Source organism: Herbidospora sp. NBRC 101105 (genome assembly GCF_030269205.1).
Classification (GTDB): domain Bacteria; phylum Actinomycetota; class Actinomycetes; order Streptosporangiales; family Streptosporangiaceae; genus Herbidospora; species Herbidospora solisilvae.
Genome location: NZ_BSSX01000007.1, coordinates 185,969 through 202,282, shown reverse-complemented (window position 1 = coordinate 202,282; position 16,314 = coordinate 185,969). Strand labels below are relative to the sequence as shown.

The following is a 16,314-nucleotide window of genomic DNA, read 5'->3' as shown; positions in this document are numbered from 1 at the left end:
GTTCGGGCCGGGAGCCCTGCACTATGAACGTGCGGCCTTCAAGGTGACCCAGGGGAAGGCCGGCCGGCGTGATCGTGAGCCCTTCCGCACGCCGGCGCCCTCGGCACCTGACCCGAGGGTGGGCCCAGCCGGGGACGGCATTCGGGGGGAGGCCGTCCCATGGCTGGGCCCTGGGTCATTTCTATGACCCAGGGCCCTCCATCCGGCAGCCTTCTGCCCGGATCGCTCCCTTTTCGAAACTCTTCTTCGGTTACGGCTCCCGCCTGGGCAACCCCGATCGCCGCCCCCGCGCCTCGCCGCAACCGGCGCCGACCCCCGCTCCCGCCCCGCACCGCCACGCCGGATCAGGTCTTCTCCAGGTACTCCGCGCGCTCCCCCGCCGCCAGGGCGTCGAGTTCGGCCCTGAGCGCCGGGTGGTCGGCCAGTTCCGGGTCGCGGGCCAGCAGGTTCTGGGCCTCCTCGCGGGCGTCGGCGATGACGTCTTCGTCGCGCAGCAGCTGGAGCATGCGCAACGACGACTTGCGCCCCGACTGGGCCGCGCCGAGCACGTCGCCCTCCCGGCGCTGCTCCAGGTCGACCCGCGACAGCTCGAAGCCGTCGAGCGTGCTCGCCACCGCGTCGAGCCTCTCGCGGGCGGGGGTGCCGGGCATGGTCTCGCTGACCAGCAGGCACAGGCCCGGCAGGCCGCCCCGGCCGACCCGGCCGCGCAGCTGGTGGAGCTGGGAGACGCCGAAGCGGTCGGCGTCCATGATGATCATCACCGAGGAGTTCGGCACGTCGACGCCGACCTCGATGACCGTGGTGGCCACCAGCACGTCGATCTCGCCCCGGGTGAAGGCCCGCATGATCGCGTCCTTCTCCTCGGGCGGCAGCTTCCCGTGGAGCACCTCGACCCGCAGCCCGGCCAGCGGGCCGGAGGCCAGCATCTCGGCCACGTCGAGGACCGCCAGCGGCGGACGCCGCTCGTCGGCGTCTTTGGTCAGGTCGCCCTCGTCGCCCTCCAGGTCGCCGATGCGGGGGCACACGATGTAGGCCTGCCGCCCGAGCCCGACCTCCTCGCGCACCCGTTCCCACGTGCGCTCCAGGTAGTGGGGCTTCTCGGCGGCGGGCACCACGTGGGTGGTGATCGGCGCGCGGCCCGAGGGGAGCTGGGAGAGCGTCGAGACCTCCAGGTCGCCGAACACCGTCATGGCGACCGTGCGGGGGATCGGGGTCGCCGTCATCACCAGCACGTGGGGACGCCCGGACGCCGACTTCTCGCGGAGCGCGTCGCGCTGCTCGACGCCGAAGCGGTGCTGCTCGTCGACCACGACCAGCCCCAGGTCGGCGAACTGGACCTTGTCCTGGAGCAGCGCATGGGTGCCGACGACGATGCCGGCCGCGCCCGAGGCGGCGTCGAGGAGGTTCTGCCGCCGCGCGGCGGCGCCCATCGAGCCGGTCAGCAGGGCCACCGACGTGCCGCCGAACATGCCGCCGCCCGCGAGGTCGCCGAGCATGGCGGTGATCGAGCGGTGGTGCTGCTGGGCCAGCACCTCGGTCGGGGCCAGCAGCGCCGCCTGGCCGCCCGAGTCGGCGACCTGCAACATCGCGCGCAGGGCCACCACGGTCTTGCCGGCGCCCACCTCGCCCTGGAGCAGGCGGTGCATCGGATGGTCGCGCCCGAGGTCGGCGGCGATCTCGTCGCCCACCGCGCGCTGCCCCTCGGTGAGCTGGAACGGCAACCGCCCGTCGAACCCGGCCAGCAGGCCGTCGGCGCTGCCGGGCCGGGGCCTGGCGGGCAGGGCGTCGGCGGCCATGCGGCGGCGGACCAGCACGGCCTGGAGGTTGAACGCCTCGTCGAACTTGAGCCGCTTCCTCGCGCGGGCGATGTCGCCCTGGTCGCGCGGGCGGTGGATCAGGGTCAGCGCCTCGGCCAGCCCGATCAGCCCGTGGCGCTCGCGCATCGGGGCCGGGAGCGGGTCGTCGAGGGACAGGGTGTCGAGGATCAGCCGGACCGCGCGCCCGATCTTCCAGCTCGCCAGGTTCTGCGCCGACGGGTAGATCGGCACGGGCGCGGTGGCGAACTCCTCGCTGGTCTCCTCGTCGTCGGTGACGTAGTCGGGGTGGGTGAGCGACCGGCGTTTGGCGCCCTTCGGAGAGACGAAGACGTTGACCTTGCCGGAGAACGTCGCCTCGGTGCCCGGCAGCAGCCGCTGCTCGGCCACGAACGCGCCCTTGCCGAAGAAGGCCAGGTGGATGCGGTCTTTGCCGTCGGTGACCTCGACGTCGAGCCAGGTGCCCTGGCGGTTCTTCATCGGCCGCCGCTGCACCGCCGACACGCGCCCCCGCACGGTGGCGATCTCGTCGTGTTCCAGCGAGGCGATCGAGGTCAGCTCACCCCGCTCGGCGTAGCGGCGCGGATAGTGGCGCAGCAGCTCGCCGACGGTGGCGATGCCGAGGGCGTTTTCGAGCGGCGCGGCGGTCTTGGCGCCGACCACCCGCTTCAACGGCTCGTCGAACCTGGTCACGACACCCAGTTCTACCGCGCCCGGGCGACAGAAATCACTCGACACCGATGAGCAGCGGATAGCCGCCCTGCCCGCCCGCGTGGACGACCACCTCGACGTCGGGCCGCTCGACGGCCAGCAGGTCCTGGACGGCCTTCGCCAGCCCCTCCCCCGTCTCGCCCCCGGTCACCAGGGTCACCAGCTCGCTGGAGGCCGACACCAGCCGCCGCACCACGTCCTCGGTCACCACCCGCAGGTCGGCCCCGATGAGCGCGACGTCCCCGTCGACCACCCCCAGGACGTCGCCGGGCCGGCACACCCCCGCCGACGTCATCGCCTCCCGGTTGGCCACCCAGACGTGCCCGTGCCGGGTGTGGGCGGCGGCCTCGGCCATGGCCAGCACGTCGTCGTCGAACCGCCGGGCCGGGTCGTGCACCGCCAGGGCCGCCAGCCCCTGCACCGAGGCGAGTGTCGGCAGCACCCCGACCACCGTGCCCTCCTCGCGGGCGATCTCCGCCGCCGCGGCGGCGACCGAGCGCACCGCGGCGTCGTTGGGCAGCACCGCGACCTCCGACCCGGCCTCCCTGATCGCCGCGAGCACCGCCGCCAGCGGCGGCGACGAGCCCGGTTCCCGGGTGACCACCACGGCCCCCGACTCGCGGAAGAGGGCCGCGAGCCCGTCTCCGGCGGCGACCGCGACGACCCCGCGCCCGCCCCCCACGTGGGCCCGCCCGCCGAGGTAGGTGATCCTGATCCGGTAGGGCCGCCCGGCCGCCAGCCCGGCCTCGATCGCGGCCCCGGCGTCGGCGGCGTGGACGTGCACGTTCCAGAGCCCGTCGCCGCCCACGATCACCAGCGAGTCGCCCAGGGCGTCGAGCTGCTCCCGCAGGCGGTCGACCGAGGGGGCCTCCAGCAGGTACATGACCTCGTAGCCGTGGACATCCTGGTCTTCCTCGTCGTCCTCGCGGAGCACCGGCCGGGTCGGCGCGGGCACCTCGTGGCGGCCGTGCACGCCCGTGACGACGTCCACGAGCGTCTCAAGGATGATCACCAGCCCGGCCGCGCCGGCGTCGACGACCCCGTTCCTGGCCAGCACGTCGAGCTGGACGGTCGTGCGCGCGAGCGCCTTGCGGGCCTCCTCGGCCGCCTTCGCCGCGATGGCCGCGAGGTCGCCCGGCAGGTCGCGGACCGCCGAGGCGGCCGTGGCCAGCACGCTCAGCACGGTCCCCTCGACCGGCCGCGACACCGCCGCCGTGGCGAGTTCGGCCGCCCTGACCAGGCCGGTCCGCAGGTCGGCGGCGCGGCCCTCGGCCGTGCGGAGGACCTCGGCCAGCCCGCGCAGCGCCTGGCTGACGATCACCCCCGAGTTCCCCCGGGCCCCGAGGAGCGCGCCGTGGGCCAGGGCCCGCCAGGTCGCGTCGTGATCGGCGGTGTCGGGCAGCGCGTCGAGGGCGTCGGCCGCCGCGAGGAGCGTCAGGTGGAGGTTGGTGCCGGTGTCGCCGTCGGGGACCGGGTAGACGTTGAGCGCGTCGATCTGGGCGCGCGCCGCGCCGAGCGCCTGCGCCGACCGCCGGGCCCACTCCCGCACCGCGGGAGGATCGAGGACGTCCAGCATGGGTGATCCCTTCGTTTAACATGCATTGGCCGACATCGGCTATCCTCATATGGCCAGCCGTTCGGCCTGGCCTTTCTGCCCGATACGACCCGGGCTCCCTGATTCTCCGAAGGAGCGATGACCGTGGCTTCCGTCTGCGACGTCTGCGCTAAGAAGCCGATTTTCGGCAACAACGTCTCCCACTCGCACCGCCGAACCCGCCGTAACTGGAAGCCCAACATCCAGACCGTGCGCGCGACGGTCAACGGGACGCCGAAGCGGCTGAACGTGTGCACCTCCTGCATCAAGGCCGGGAAGGTCACCCGCTAGCACTGTTCCGAAAAGGCCCGCCTCACGAGGCGGGCCTTTTCGTGTTCTCCCGTGTACGCCCTCACTGCACGACGTCGAGAGGCCGCCACTGCCAGGCGTGGTCGACCGGGCCGATGCCCGCCCCCAGGCCGAACCCGTGGGCGATGGCGCCGGTCACGTAGTCTTTCGCGATCCTGACCGCGTCGGGCACGTCTTCGCCGTGGGCCAGGTGGGAGGCGATGGCCGAGGCGAGGGTGCAGCCGGTGCCGTGGGTGTGGTGGTTGTCGTGGCGTTCGGCGCTGTAGCGATATTCCGTCTGGCCGTCGGTCAGCAGGTCGACCGGCTCGCCCGGCAGGTGGCCGCCCTTGATCAGCACCCATTCCGGGCCGAGCTCGAGCACGGCCTCGGCCGCGGTCATCATCTGCTCCTCGGCCTCGACCTTCACGCCGGTGAGCTGCTCGACCTCCCACAGGTTGGGCGTCACGACGGTGGCCAGCGGCAGCAACCGGGTCTTGACGACGTCGACCGCCGCCGGTTCGAGCAGCGGATCGCCGTGTTTCGACACCCCGACGGGGTCGATCACGATCGGCGCGTCGACGCCCGCGAGCCGCTCGGCGACGGTCTGGACCAGGATCGGCGAGGCCAGCATGCCGGTCTTCACCGCGTCGACGCCGATGTCGCCCAGCAACGAGTCGAGCTGGGCCCGCACCGCCTCGGGCGGCAGCTCCCAGTACCCCTGCACTCCCAGGGAGTTCTGCGCGGTCACCGCGGCTATCACGCTCATGCCGTGGACGCCGTTGGCCAGCATGGTCTTCAGGTCGGCCTGGATGCCGGCGCCGCCGCCGGAATCCGAGCCCGCGATCGTCAGCACACGCGGTGGGGTCATGCTGACATCCAATCAGTTGCCTTCCCGGCTAGAACCCGAACCCCGGCTGGTTCTGCGTCGGCCCGGTGTCGAGGTCGACCTCGACGGGAGGCGGCTCGGGCGTGGGCGTGGTGGGCTTGGGCTTCGGGCTCGGCTTGGGCTTCGTGACCACCGGCTGCGGATGCGGCCGCGAGGTCGCCTGCGCCGACTGGGAGGCCTTCGGGGTCGGGCTGGGCGAGGCCTTCCGGGGCGTCGGCGACGGCGACGGCGGCGCGGTCTCGCTGGGCGTGGGCACCACCACCAGCTCGGTCCCGCCGGACGCCAGCCGGATGCCCAGCAGCGTCAGACACACCGCGGCGACCACGGCCACCCCGGAGATCACCGCCATCCGCCGCGACCGCGCGATCGGCACCGCCTCCCGGTTCCGCCGCCGGCGACCGGGCCTCGCCCCGCCGGGCAGCGGCGCCTCGGTGGTGCTCCCGGGCATCTCCCCGGTGCTCGCCTCGTCGTCGGGCCACCGATAGCTGAGCTGCGCCGTCCCCTGCGCCTGCTGCCCCGCCGCCGCGTCGGCCGTCCCGAGAGCCGCCCGGACAGGAGCCGTGATCGGCCCGGTGGCCGGATCGTCAGACCCCGGTCCCTGGTTCTGAGCGCCGTCGTTTCCGAGGGCCGGCCCGACCGGACCCGTGAACGGCCCGGTCGAAGGACCTCCGGCCGGCATCCCGACCGGCCCCGTGAACGGACCCGTGGCAGGACCACCCGAAGGCGGCCCGACCGGCCCCGTGAAGGGACCCGTCGACGGACCACCCGAGGGCATCCCGACTGGACCCGTGAACGGCCCGGTCGAAGGACCACCCGAGGGCATCCCGACCGGACCCGTGAACGGCCCGGTCGAAGGACCTCCGGGCGGCATCCCGACCGGTCCCGTGAACGGACCCGTGGCAGGACCACCCGAAGGCGGCCCGACCGGAGCGGTTGAAGAACCGGGGAAAGGACCGCCGGGGACCGGGCCCGTGAACGGACCCGTCGAAGGGCCACCCGAAGGCGGCCCGGCCGGACCGGTTGAAGAACCGGGGAAGGGACCGCCGGGGACCGGGCCCGTGAAGGGGCCCGTCGACGGACCGGCCGGTCCGGGATCCGTGTGGGGGTCGCTTGTGGGACCGCCGAAGACGGGGCCCGTGAACGGGCCGGTCGTGGGACCACCCTGGGCTGCGAAGGCGCCCGTCGAAGGCAGGCCACCGGGAGGCTGGGCCGCGCCAGGGGGTGGTTGATCGGGCATCGGCCTGCCGGGCGCCTGGACGGGCGCCGCGAATGCGCCCGTCGAAGGAGGTTCGATCCGCTGCGTCGAGGGGTCGGCCGGGGCCTGGACCGGGGCGGCCAGGGGGCCGGTGGGCTGGGGATCGCCGGAACTCGGGATCGGTGCAGGTGGCACCGGGCCCGTCAGGGGGTCGCCGGTCTCGTCGACCTTCGGCTTGGTTTTCTTGACCGGGGTCGTGGCCGTCCGTCCGGCCCGGTGGCGCCCCATTCCTGGTCCTTCCTGATCTGCACCCGCCAACCTTCTTACAGGTCACGCTGCCGCTGTCACAAAGTTCCCGTCATCCTCGGAAGTGATCCCAACCCCCCGGGACATTCTCCCGCCCTCCGGCCTGTACTCCATCCCCTTCGGCCACATTTCCTACAATCCGCCACTCGGAAGGCAGGGGAACCCCTGATGGGAAGGTCGCCGCCAGCGCGTGATCCTCTCCTCCGGCGAGGATCCAGTCGACGGGATCGGCCCCGAGCGCCTTGGCCGCCGCCGCGAGATCGTCGGGCACCTCGACGGGGTCGAGCACGATCGCCACGCCGCTGGCCGCGCAGATGTGGCCGAGGTCCTGCAGGAGGCCGTCGCTGACGTCGAGCATGGCCGTGGCGCCGAGCGCGGCGGCGCGCGGGCCCTCCGGGTAGGGCGGCCGGGGCCGCCGGTGCGCCGCCACCAGATCGTCAAAACCTGACAATCCCGCCAGAAGCAGTCGCAAACCGGCCTCAGAACGCCCGAGAGAGCCCGTCACGGCCACGACGTCGCCCTCCCGGGCCCCCGACCGCAAGACGGCCGAGCGGCCCTCCAGATCCCCCAGGGCGGTCACGCCCAGCACCACCGACGCCGACCGCGTCACGTCTCCCCCGGCCAGGCTCGCCCCGACGACGGCGCACTCGTCGCGGAGCCCGTCGACCAGCCCGTCGAGCCAGGCCACCGGCAGGTCGGCGGGTATGCCGAGGCCCACGAAAAGCCCCGTCCCGACCGCCCCCATGGCCGAAATGTCGGAAAGATTCTGCGCTGCGGCTTTTCGACCTATTTCGTACGGGCTGGACCAATCGCGGCGAAAGTGTCTACCCTCAAGGAGCATGTCCGTCGTGACGACGACCCTGCCGTCCGGAGCGCGCAGGATCGCCGCGTCGTCGCCTGGGCCGAGGAGGACTGTCGCTCCTTGGGGCAGACGCCCCGATATCCGGCTAACAACACCGAATTCGCCGAGTTCTCCGACTGTGATGTCACACCTCCTGGTGTTCGGGGTACCTTGACCTTTCGGTGGTGATCAATCCCGGGAGGACCTGATGGTGCAGGCCTACATCCTTATCCAGACCGAGGTCGGCAAGGCGGCGGCTGTGGCCGAGGCCATCTCGAAGATCCCTGGGGTCACCCAAGCCGAAGACGTGACCGGCCCCTACGACGTGATCGTCCGGGCCGAGGCCAACAACGTCGACGAGCTCGGCAAGCTGGTGGTCGCCCAGATCCAGTCCGTCAAGGGCATCACGCGTACGCTGACCTGCCCTATCGTCCACATATGAAGCGTGGCTGGTTGATCGTGGTGGTGCTGGCGGCGGGGTGCGCCCAGGCGGTGAGCCTCGACCCGCCGGCCCCCGAGGGGGCCGCCGCGACCGCCTGCCAGGCCCTGTCCGCGAAACTGCCGGCCACCATCGAGGGCCTGGCCCGCACCGAGACCGATCCGGTGTCCCCCTACACGGCCGTGTGGGGGGCCGGGGAGATCGCCCTGCGCTGCGGCGTCGGCCGCCCGGCCTCGATGGAGCCGACCGCCGAGGTGAGCGACGTCAACGGGGTCGGCTGGTTCGCCGATCCGGCCCGTCCGACCCTGTTCACCTCGGTCAACCGCGAGGCCTATGTCGAGGTGACGATCTCCGCGAACCATCAGCCGGGCAGCGTCCTGGTCGATCTGGCCGACCCGATCAAGGCGACGATCCCCTAGCGCAGGCCCAGCGGGCGCTGCAGGGCCAGCTTGATCAGCCGGTCGACGAGTTCCGGGTAGGGCAGGCCGGTCGCCGCCCAGAGCTGGGGCGCCACCGAGAGCGACGTGAACCCGGGCATCGTGTTGATCTCGTTGAGGATCAGCCGCCCGTCGGGTGTGTAGAAGAAGTCCACCCGTGACAGCCCCTCGCAGCCGAGGGCCTCGTACGCCCGTACCGCCATGGCCCTGATCTCCTCGGCCACCTCCTCGGGGAGGTCGGCGGGGACCCGGAGGGCCATCTGGTCGGGGTAGTACTTGGCCTCGAAGTCGAAGAACTCCTGCCCGCCCGTGACCAGCACCTCGCCGGGCACGCTCGCGGCCGGCGGCTCGTCGCCGAGGCCCTGGAGCACCGCACACTCGATCTCGCGGCCGGGGATGGCCGCCTCGACCAGGACCTTCGGGTCGTGCTCGCGGGCGAACTCGATCGCGGTCTCCAGCTCCTCGGGCGTCGAGGCCTTGGAGATGCCCTGCGAAGACCCGGCCCGCGCGGGCTTCACGAAGACCGGCCAGCCGAGCTCCTCGATCTCCTTGAGCACGCGGTGGCGGTCGGTGCGCCAGGTCCGGTCGGGCACCACGACGTACGGCCCCACCGGCAGCCCGGCCGAATTCAGGACGGCCTTCATGTACGCCTTGTCCATACCAACGGCACTCGCGAGGACCCCGGAGCCGACGTACCGGACCCCGGCCATCTCCAGCAGGCCCTGGATGGTGCCGTCCTCCGCGAAGGGGCCGTGCATGACCGGGAAGACGACGTCGACCGTGCCGAGCGAGCGCGGGACGTCGCCCGGGTCGAGGGCGACCAGGGAGCCGTCGCCGGGCGGGATGGCCAGCGCGGATCCGCTGGTGTCGACGACCGGCAGGGCGCCGTCCTCGATCGCGAAGCTCTGGGTGTCGGCGGCGATGACCCAGCGGCCGTCCGGTGCGATGCCGATCGGCACGACCTCATATCGCGCACGGTCGATCACCGACAGGACGCTTCCGGCACCCATCAGCGACACCGCGTGCTCGGAGTTGCGTCCGCCGAAGACGACGGCGACTCGAATCCGGTTCATGAGGTCCGAATCTATCCTGTCGAGGTGGAAAAACGCCTCGTCAGGTCCGAGCTCGGGGCAAAGAGCCCAATGCGTCGAGTGCCTGGGTGACGTCGGCGATCAGATCTTCGGCGTCTTCGAGCCCGATGGCGAACCGCACGGCCCCGGCGTCGACCCCCGGCACGCTCTCGTCGGAGCGCGCCACCGAGGCCAGGTGGACGGCCCTGGTGTGGGTGCCGCCCGCCGACGGCGCGATGGCGGCGGTGCCCAGCCGGTCGGCCAGTGCCGCCCCGGCCTCGAAGCCGCCGTGGGGGGTGAGGGTGACGACCGCGCCGAACCGGGTGCCCTCGGGACCGGAGTCGAACAGGTTCCGGGCGGTCTGGTGGCCAGGGTGAGTGGGCAGGCCCGGGTAGTCGACCCGCCGGACGTGCGGATGCCTGGCCAGCGCCGCGGCGAAGACCATGGCGGTGGAGCACATGCGGCGGACCCGCAGCGTCAGCGTCTCCAGGCCCCGGCGCAGCAGGAAGGCGTCGTCGGGCGAGAGCGCCGAGCCGGTGTCGATGCGGGTCTGGCGGACCTTGGCGACCAGGTCGGGACGGCCGACCACGACGCCGCCGACGCAGTCGTCGTGGCCGCCCATGTATGTGGTCGCCGAGTGGATGACCAGGTCGGCGCCGTGTTCGAGCGGGCGGCAGACGACCGGGGTGGCGAACGTCGAGTCGACCACCAGCAGCGCGCCCGCCTCCCGGGCGACCTGGTAGAGGCCCCGGATGTCGGCCACCGCCATGGTGGGGGCGGCGAGCGTCTCGGCGTACAGGATCTTGGTGGTGGGCCGGATCGCGGCCCGCACCCCGCGCAGGTCGGAGTGGTCGACGAAGTCGGCCGACACCCCGAAGCGGGACAACACACCGGCCAGCAGCGTGTAGGTGGCGCCGCTCACCTGCGCCGGGGCGACGACGTGGGAGCCGTTGCCCAGGAAGGTGAGCAGGGTCCCGGTGATCGCCGCCACCCCCGAGCAGAAGGCCTGGCCGGCGACGTCCTCGGGCGCGGCGGCCCCTTCGAGGGCGGCCACGGCGGCGGCGAACGCGTCGACGGTCGGGTTGTCGACGCGGCCATACGTGTATCCCGGCCGGTGTCCGGCGACCACGTCGGCGTGCTCCCCCGAGGAGCCGAACGCCCACGACGCCGACCGCCAGACGGGCTGCCCGAGCGCCTCCTGCCGGGGCGGCGAGGGCTTCGGCAGGTGCACGGAGCGGGTGTTCTCTCCGGGAGCAAGAAGCGGGCGGCCCGAAGCCGGCCCTGGCCCGCTCGGTGAGTCTGCCCGATCGAACCCCGGACGCCGGCGGCCGGAGGGCTGCTGCGGCTCGCGCCGTGGTTCGGGCTCGGGGGAGCGCCGGGCTCGGCTCACCGGGCGTCACCCGCTCTCACACGTAGCGCTCTGGTTTCGGGGTGCGGGACATCAGCAGCATCGCCGCCTCGCCCGGGGTCATCCCGTCGTGGACGACGCCGACGACCACCTCGGTGATCGGCATCTCGACGTCGTGCTTCCTGGCGAGCTCCAGCACCGACTCGCACGACTTGACCCCCTCGGCGGTCTGCTTGGTCACGGAGACGACCTCGTCGAAGGTCATTCCGCGCCCAAGATTCTCACCGAAAGTACGGTTACGGGACAATGGAGACGTACACGTCGCGATGAGATCGCCCATCCCGGCGAGCCCGGCGAAGGTGTGCTGATCGGCGCCCAGCACCACGCCCAGCCGCGAGATCTCGGCCAGGCCCCGGGTCATCAGCGTCGCGGCCAGGTTGTCGCCCATGCCCATGCCCGCCGACACCCCCACCGCGAGCGCGATCACGTTCTTGACCGCGCCGCCGACCTCGACCCCGACCACGTCGGTATTGGTGTAGGTCCGGAACCAGGGCAGGTGGATGGCCTCCTGCAACCGGGCCGCCACCGCCTCGTCGGAGCACGCCACGACCGTCGACCCCGGCTGCCGCTGGGCCAGCTCACCCACCAGGTTGGGGCCGGACACGACCGCGATCCGCTCCCTCGGCACCCCGCCGACCTCTTCGATGACCTCGCTCATCCGCTTGGTCGTGGACAACTCGATGCCCTTCATCAGGCTGACCAGCACCGCCCGGGGCGGCAACCAGGGCCGCCACGCCTCCAGGTTCTGGCGGAGCGTCTGCGAGGGCACGGCCAGCACGACGTACTCGGCGCCGTCCATCGCCTCGGCCGGGTCGGTGGTCGCGCGCACCGTGTCGGGCAGCCGCAGTCCGGGCAGGTAGTCGGGGTTCTCGTGGCGCTGGTTGATCGCCTCGATCAGATCGGGCCGGCGGCCCCACAGCGTGGTCTTCGTGCCCGCCTCGGCGAGAATGAGCGCGAACATGGTGCCCCACGAACCGGACCCGAAAACGGCAGCCTTGGTCATGGTGCTCACCGTACGCGGTGATTAGGCGTCAGGCGCCTTCTCACCCCGTAGCTCCGCGAGGAGCAGTGTGACGGCGCGCATGATCTCGGCCGTCGCCTCGGCCGGGCGGCCTTCGAAGCCCGACAGGTCGACCGGTTCGCCGACGAGCGCCTTGAAGGTCTTGCGGGGGAACAGCCGGGGCTTCTTCTCGCCGTACGGCAGCAGTTCCTGCGCCCCCCAGTGGGCGATCGGGATCACCGGGGCGCCCGTCGCCAGCGCCAGGCGGGCCGCGCCGGTCTTGCCGGCCATCGGCCACAGGCCGGGGTCGCGGGTGATGGTGCCCTCGGGGTAGAAGAGGATCGAACTGCCCTCGGCCAGGCGCTCCTCGGCGTCGTGCAGCGAGCGGGTGGCCTCGGCGCTGCCCCGGTAGACCGGGATGGTGCGCAGCGCGGCGATCACCTTGCCGAGAACCGGCACCGCGAAGACGCCCGACTTGGCCAGCACGACCGGCCAGCGCCCGGAGGCGTAGAGGAGGTGGCCGAGCAGCACCGGGTCGGTCCACGACAGGTGGTTGGCGACGATGATGACGCCGCCGGTCCGGGGGATGCGGTCGATCCGGCGCCAGTCGTGCTTCACGAGCAGCAGGGAAAGCGGCTTGATGATCACGACGGCGACCGTCTCCCAGAAACGGGACGGTCGCCCGGGGCGGCGGCTCATCGAACACCTCGGTCTGTCACGGAAAGGACCCCCAGTGTCCCGGTTGGCCCGAGGAGATGTCGAGGCGCGATGCTTGGTGTCATGCAACGGCTCGGATGGACGATCGTCATCCCCGTCAAGACCCTGATCAGGGCCAAGACCCGGCTGGCCGCCGCCGCGGGGCCCCATCGGGAGGACCTCGCGGTGGCGGTGGCCGCCGACACGGTGACGGCCGCGTCGTCGGCCGAGGGGGTCGCCCGGGTGATCGTGGTGACGGCCGACCCGCGGCCCGCGGCCGTGCTGGCGGGGCTGGGGGCGGATGTCGTACCGGACCCGGATGTCGGGCTGAACGCGGCCCTGCGGGCCGGGGCGGCGCGCGCCACCGGCGCGGTGGCCGCCCTGCAGGCCGACCTGCCCGCGCTGCGCCCCCAGGAGCTGGCCCGGGTGCTGGCGGCCGCGGCCGAGTTCGACCAGGCGTTCCTGCCTGACGCCGCCGACGTGGGCACCGTCCTCTACGCGGTACGCCCCGGCGTGCCCTTCCGGCCGAGGTTCGGCGGCGAGTCGCGGGCCCGGCACCTGTCGGGCGGCGCCAAGGAGCTCTGCCTCCCCGACGTCGACTCGGTCCGCCGCGACGTCGACACGATCGAGGACCTGGCCGAGGCGGCGGCGCTGGGCCTGGGCCCCCACACCGCCGCCGTGGCGAGACTAGTGCTGCCCGGTTAGTGCTGCAGGTCCTCTTCGCGGACGTGCTTGGGGAGCAGGAACGACACCACGAAGGTGAGCAGCAGCATCCCGGCGACCACCCAGAGCGTGGTCTCCATCGCGGTCTCGAACGTGGCGGGGCTGGGCACGTCGCCGAGCAGGCCGAAGAAGACCGTGCCGAGCAGCGCCACCCCGAACGCGCCGCCGAGCTGCTGCACCGCGGTGAGCGTGCCCGAGGCCGAGCCGGTCTCGTGGGGTTCCACCCCGGCGAGCACGAGGTTGAAGAAGGGCGCCATCAGGAAGCCCATGCCGACGCCCGTGATGATCAGGGCGGGGGTGAGCTGCCAGGGGGTGACGCCGAGCCCGGCGAGCTGGAGGGTCACCCAGACGAGCACGACGCCGAGGGTCATCAGCAGGGTGCCGCCCTGGAGGCAGGCCCGGCCGTGCTTCATGAGGGGCTGGACCAGCCCGAATCCGATGATCATGCCGACCGACCACGGGACGCCGGCCAGGCCCGCCTTCAGCGGCGAGTAGTGCAGCCCGATCTGGGTGTAGAGGTTGAAGACGAGCATGAAGCCCGACATGCCGGAGAAGAAGACGAGCCCGGTGACCAGTCCGCCGTTGAAGGCGCGCTTGCGGAACAGGCTGCCCTCGATCAGCGGGTCGCGCCCCGCGCGGGTGCGCCGGCCCTGGTACCACCCGAACAGGCCGAACACCGCGAGCGAGGCGGCCAGCATCACGAAGGCCCACGCGGGCCAGTCGTGCTCACGGCCCTGGACCAGCGGGAACACGACGAGGAGCCCGGCGACCGAGGCGAGCACGACACCGACCAGGTCGAGCGAGGGCGGGGTCGGCGACTTCGACTCGGGCAGGTAGCGCAGGCCGCCCGCGACGGCCAGCAGCCCGACGGGCAGGTTGATCAGGAAGATCATGCGCCAGCCGGTGCCGAAGAAGTCGGCGTCGACCAGCCAGCCGGCCAGGATCGGCCCCCCGACCGACGCCAGGCCCATGACCGGCCCGAACATGCCGAACGCCTTGCCCATCTCCGCGGGCGGGAACATCTCGCGCAGCATGCCGAGCCCCTGCGGCAGCATGACGGCGGCGAACAGGCCCTGGAGGGCGCGGGAGGCGACGAGCATCTCGGGCGACATCGCCAGGCCGCAGAGCAGCGAGCTGACGGTGAAGCCGACGGCGCCGACGAGGAACATCCGGCGCCGCCCGAAGACGTCGCCGAGCCGGCCGCCGGTGAGCAGGCCGGTGGCCATGGCCAGGGTGTAGGCGGCGCCGAGCCACTGGAGCAGCGTCTCGGAACCGCCCAGTTCGGCCTGGATGTGCGGGCCGGCGATGTTGGTGACCATGGCGTCGATCAGGTCCATGATCTCGGCGCCGAGGATGACGAAGAGGGCGGGCCAGCGCCACCGGTAGCCCTCCGTCACCCCCGCGACGGTCGTGTGGGACATGCGATTACCCCCGGGAGGAGAACAGTGTTCATAATGAAGTGAACACTGTTCTAGCATGAACGGTGTTCAGTAAGCAAGAACACTGTTCATCTGAAAGGCTTGGCGCCATGACCATGCCGACGCCTCCATGGGAGAAGAACGAGCACGAGCCCAAGCGTCCGGCGAAGGTCCCGCTCACCCGCGACCGCATCGTCGACGCGGCCTACGTCGTGCTCGACCGCGAGGGCTACCACCGCATGAGCATGCGCCAGGTCGCCGCCGAACTCGGCGTCGCGGTCTCGGCCCTCTACGCCCACGTACAGAACAAAGAAGAGCTGTTCAAGCTCATGTACGAACGCATGTTCGTCGGCGGCGGCCTGCCCGAGCCCGACCCGGCGAACTGGATGGAGCAGATCAAGGACTTCGCGCGGGCCGGCCGGGAACGCCTGCGCGCCCATCGCGACCTGGCCTGGATCTCGATGCAGCACGTGCCGTTCACGCCCGAGCTGATGCCCAACGTCGAGAAGCTGATGGCGATCCTGCGCTCCAGCGGCCTGCCCGACCGGGTCGCCGCCATCGCGGGCGACCTGCTGTCGACCTTCCTCGAAGGCTTCACCCTGGAGGAGAGCACCTGGGAGCAGCGCTTCCAGGCCTCCACGCCCGAAGAGTGGGCCGAGGTCATGGAGCAGCTGGAGGGCTACTTCCGCGACCTGCCGGCCGACGACTACCCCAATCTGACGGCGATGGCGCCCTACATGACCGGCGAGACCAACGACTACCGGTTCGAGCTCGGGCTCGACGTCATCCTCAGAGGCCTCGCGTCCTACATCGACTACCCTGACGGCGTGCAGGCGACGGTGAAGACCTTCGACGACGAGACCCGGTCCGGGTCGGTCTACCTCGACGACGGCACCGAGGTGCCGTTCCCGGCCGCGGCCTTCGACGCGGGCCCGCTGCGGCTGCTCCGGGCGGGCCAGCGGGTCAACATCGTGCTGACCGACGGCGTGATCTCGTTCATTACGCTCAGCACATTTCCGGTGCCGTGAACAGGAACGGCGCCCCCGAAACGATCGTTTGCATCGGGTGCGCCGTTATCCGCGTTTTATTGCTTTCTCCCGGCTCGAGCCACGGCCGGCCTTCGGCCGTCCGCGTCTCTCGCTACTTCTTCTTCTGCGCCTTCTTTCCGCCCGCGTTGACCAGTTCCTTGAAATCGGCCCCCGGACGGAACTTCGGCGCCCAGCTCTCGGCGACCTTGATCGGCTCACCCGTGGAAGGGTTGCGCGCGGTGCGGGCCGGCTTGTGCGCCATTTCGAAAGCGCCGAAGCCGGTGATCGAGACCTTGTCGCCGCTGGCCACGGCGTGCTGAATGGCGTCGATGACGGCGTTGATCGCTTCGGTCGCCGTCTTCTTGTCGCCGACACGGTCGGCGATGGCGTCGACGAGTTCCTTCTTGTTCATGTGGTTCCTCCCCCTTACGCGCTTTGAAAGTAGGGGAGGAACGCGCGC

At 71.8% G+C, this 16,314-nt stretch carries 17 protein-coding genes; 6 read left to right on the top strand and 11 right to left on the bottom strand.

Going from position 1 to position 16,314, the window contains the following annotated elements:
- Positions 1–344: 344 nt before the first annotated feature.
- Positions 345–2,507, bottom strand: coding sequence for an ATP-dependent DNA helicase RecG (recG, locus tag QSK34_RS27630; protein ID WP_285588087.1), 2,163 nt, complete (start codon positions 2,505–2,507; stop codon positions 345–347).
- Positions 2,508–2,541: 34 nt separating this feature from the next.
- Positions 2,542–4,101: a DAK2 domain-containing protein gene (locus QSK34_RS27625; RefSeq protein WP_285588085.1), complete on the bottom strand. Its 1,560-nt coding sequence runs from the start codon at positions 4,099–4,101 to the stop codon at positions 2,542–2,544.
- Positions 4,102–4,224: 123 nt separating this feature from the next.
- On the opposite strand from QSK34_RS27625, the gene rpmB reads away from it, so the two are divergent.
- Positions 4,225–4,410 (top strand): 50S ribosomal protein L28, encoded by a 186-nt coding sequence (gene rpmB, locus QSK34_RS27620; protein WP_030456605.1) that lies wholly within the window; start codon positions 4,225–4,227, stop codon positions 4,408–4,410.
- A 61-nt stretch (positions 4,411–4,471) separates the two neighbouring features.
- Here the strand turns inward: rpmB and thiD are convergent, their stop codons facing one another.
- Complete coding sequence (gene thiD, locus QSK34_RS27615; protein WP_285588083.1) at positions 4,472–5,275, bottom strand: bifunctional hydroxymethylpyrimidine kinase/phosphomethylpyrimidine kinase; 804 nt, start codon at positions 5,273–5,275, stop codon at positions 4,472–4,474.
- 28 nt (positions 5,276–5,303) lie between these two features.
- Positions 5,304–5,426 (bottom strand): hypothetical protein, encoded by a 123-nt coding sequence (locus QSK34_RS27610; protein WP_285588081.1) that lies wholly within the window; start codon positions 5,424–5,426, stop codon positions 5,304–5,306.
- Between QSK34_RS27610 and QSK34_RS27605 the strand changes: the two genes are divergently transcribed.
- A complete protein-coding gene (locus QSK34_RS27605; protein WP_285588080.1) occupies positions 5,419–5,778 on the top strand; it encodes a hypothetical protein in 360 nt (119 codons plus the stop codon). The genes QSK34_RS27610 and QSK34_RS27605 overlap by 8 nt on opposite strands.
- Positions 5,779–6,846: 1,068 nt before the next feature.
- Here the strand turns inward: QSK34_RS27605 and QSK34_RS27600 are convergent.
- Positions 6,847–7,779 (bottom strand): thiamine-phosphate kinase, encoded by a 933-nt coding sequence (locus QSK34_RS27600; RefSeq protein WP_285588825.1) that lies wholly within the window; start codon positions 7,777–7,779, stop codon positions 6,847–6,849.
- Positions 7,780–7,843: 64 nt separating this feature from the next.
- Between QSK34_RS27600 and QSK34_RS27595 the strand changes: the two genes are divergently transcribed.
- The gene (locus QSK34_RS27595) at positions 7,844–8,077 is read left to right on the top strand and encodes an Lrp/AsnC family transcriptional regulator (protein ID WP_061297054.1); all 234 of its coding nucleotides are present in this window, start codon (positions 7,844–7,846) and stop codon (positions 8,075–8,077) included.
- A complete protein-coding gene (locus QSK34_RS27590) occupies positions 8,074–8,493 on the top strand; it encodes a DUF3515 domain-containing protein (RefSeq protein ID WP_161481865.1) in 420 nt (139 codons plus the stop codon). The genes QSK34_RS27595 and QSK34_RS27590 overlap by 4 nt, the downstream gene beginning before the upstream one ends.
- Here QSK34_RS27590 and QSK34_RS27585 read toward each other — a convergent pair.
- From QSK34_RS27585 to QSK34_RS27570, 4 genes are all read right to left on the bottom strand, one after another.
- The gene (locus QSK34_RS27585; RefSeq protein ID WP_285588075.1) at positions 8,490–9,584 is read right to left on the bottom strand and encodes a D-alanine--D-alanine ligase family protein; all 1,095 of its coding nucleotides are present in this window, start codon (positions 9,582–9,584) and stop codon (positions 8,490–8,492) included. The genes QSK34_RS27590 and QSK34_RS27585 overlap by 4 nt on opposite strands.
- A gap of 40 nt (positions 9,585–9,624) precedes the next feature.
- Positions 9,625–10,812, bottom strand: coding sequence for a trans-sulfuration enzyme family protein (locus QSK34_RS27580; RefSeq protein WP_285588073.1), 1,188 nt, complete (start codon positions 10,810–10,812; stop codon positions 9,625–9,627).
- A gap of 175 nt (positions 10,813–10,987) precedes the next feature.
- Positions 10,988–11,992: an NAD(P)H-dependent glycerol-3-phosphate dehydrogenase gene (locus QSK34_RS27575; protein WP_030456597.1), complete on the bottom strand. Its 1,005-nt coding sequence runs from the start codon at positions 11,990–11,992 to the stop codon at positions 10,988–10,990.
- Positions 11,993–12,013: 21 nt separating this feature from the next.
- Positions 12,014–12,688 (bottom strand): lysophospholipid acyltransferase family protein, encoded by a 675-nt coding sequence (locus QSK34_RS27570; RefSeq protein ID WP_285588071.1) that lies wholly within the window; start codon positions 12,686–12,688, stop codon positions 12,014–12,016.
- A gap of 81 nt (positions 12,689–12,769) precedes the next feature.
- On the opposite strand from QSK34_RS27570, the gene cofC reads away from it, so the two are divergent.
- A complete protein-coding gene (cofC, locus tag QSK34_RS27565; RefSeq protein WP_285588069.1) occupies positions 12,770–13,390 on the top strand; it encodes a 2-phospho-L-lactate guanylyltransferase in 621 nt (206 codons plus the stop codon).
- On the opposite strand, the gene QSK34_RS27560 is transcribed toward cofC, so the two are convergent.
- Positions 13,387–14,829 (bottom strand): MFS transporter, encoded by a 1,443-nt coding sequence (locus QSK34_RS27560; RefSeq protein WP_161481860.1) that lies wholly within the window; start codon positions 14,827–14,829, stop codon positions 13,387–13,389. The two genes, cofC and QSK34_RS27560, sit on opposite strands and share 4 nt — an antisense overlap.
- Positions 14,830–14,936: 107 nt before the next feature.
- Here QSK34_RS27560 and QSK34_RS27555 point away from each other — a divergent pair, with 107 nt between their 5' ends.
- Positions 14,937–15,854, top strand: a complete 918-nt coding sequence (locus QSK34_RS27555) for a TetR/AcrR family transcriptional regulator (protein WP_285588066.1) — start codon at positions 14,937–14,939, stop codon at positions 15,852–15,854.
- 112 nt (positions 15,855–15,966) lie between these two features.
- Here QSK34_RS27555 and QSK34_RS27550 read toward each other — a convergent pair whose 3' ends face one another.
- Positions 15,967–16,266: an HU family DNA-binding protein gene (locus QSK34_RS27550; RefSeq protein WP_030456592.1), complete on the bottom strand. Its 300-nt coding sequence runs from the start codon at positions 16,264–16,266 to the stop codon at positions 15,967–15,969.
- Between the last annotated feature and the right edge of the window lie 48 nt (positions 16,267–16,314).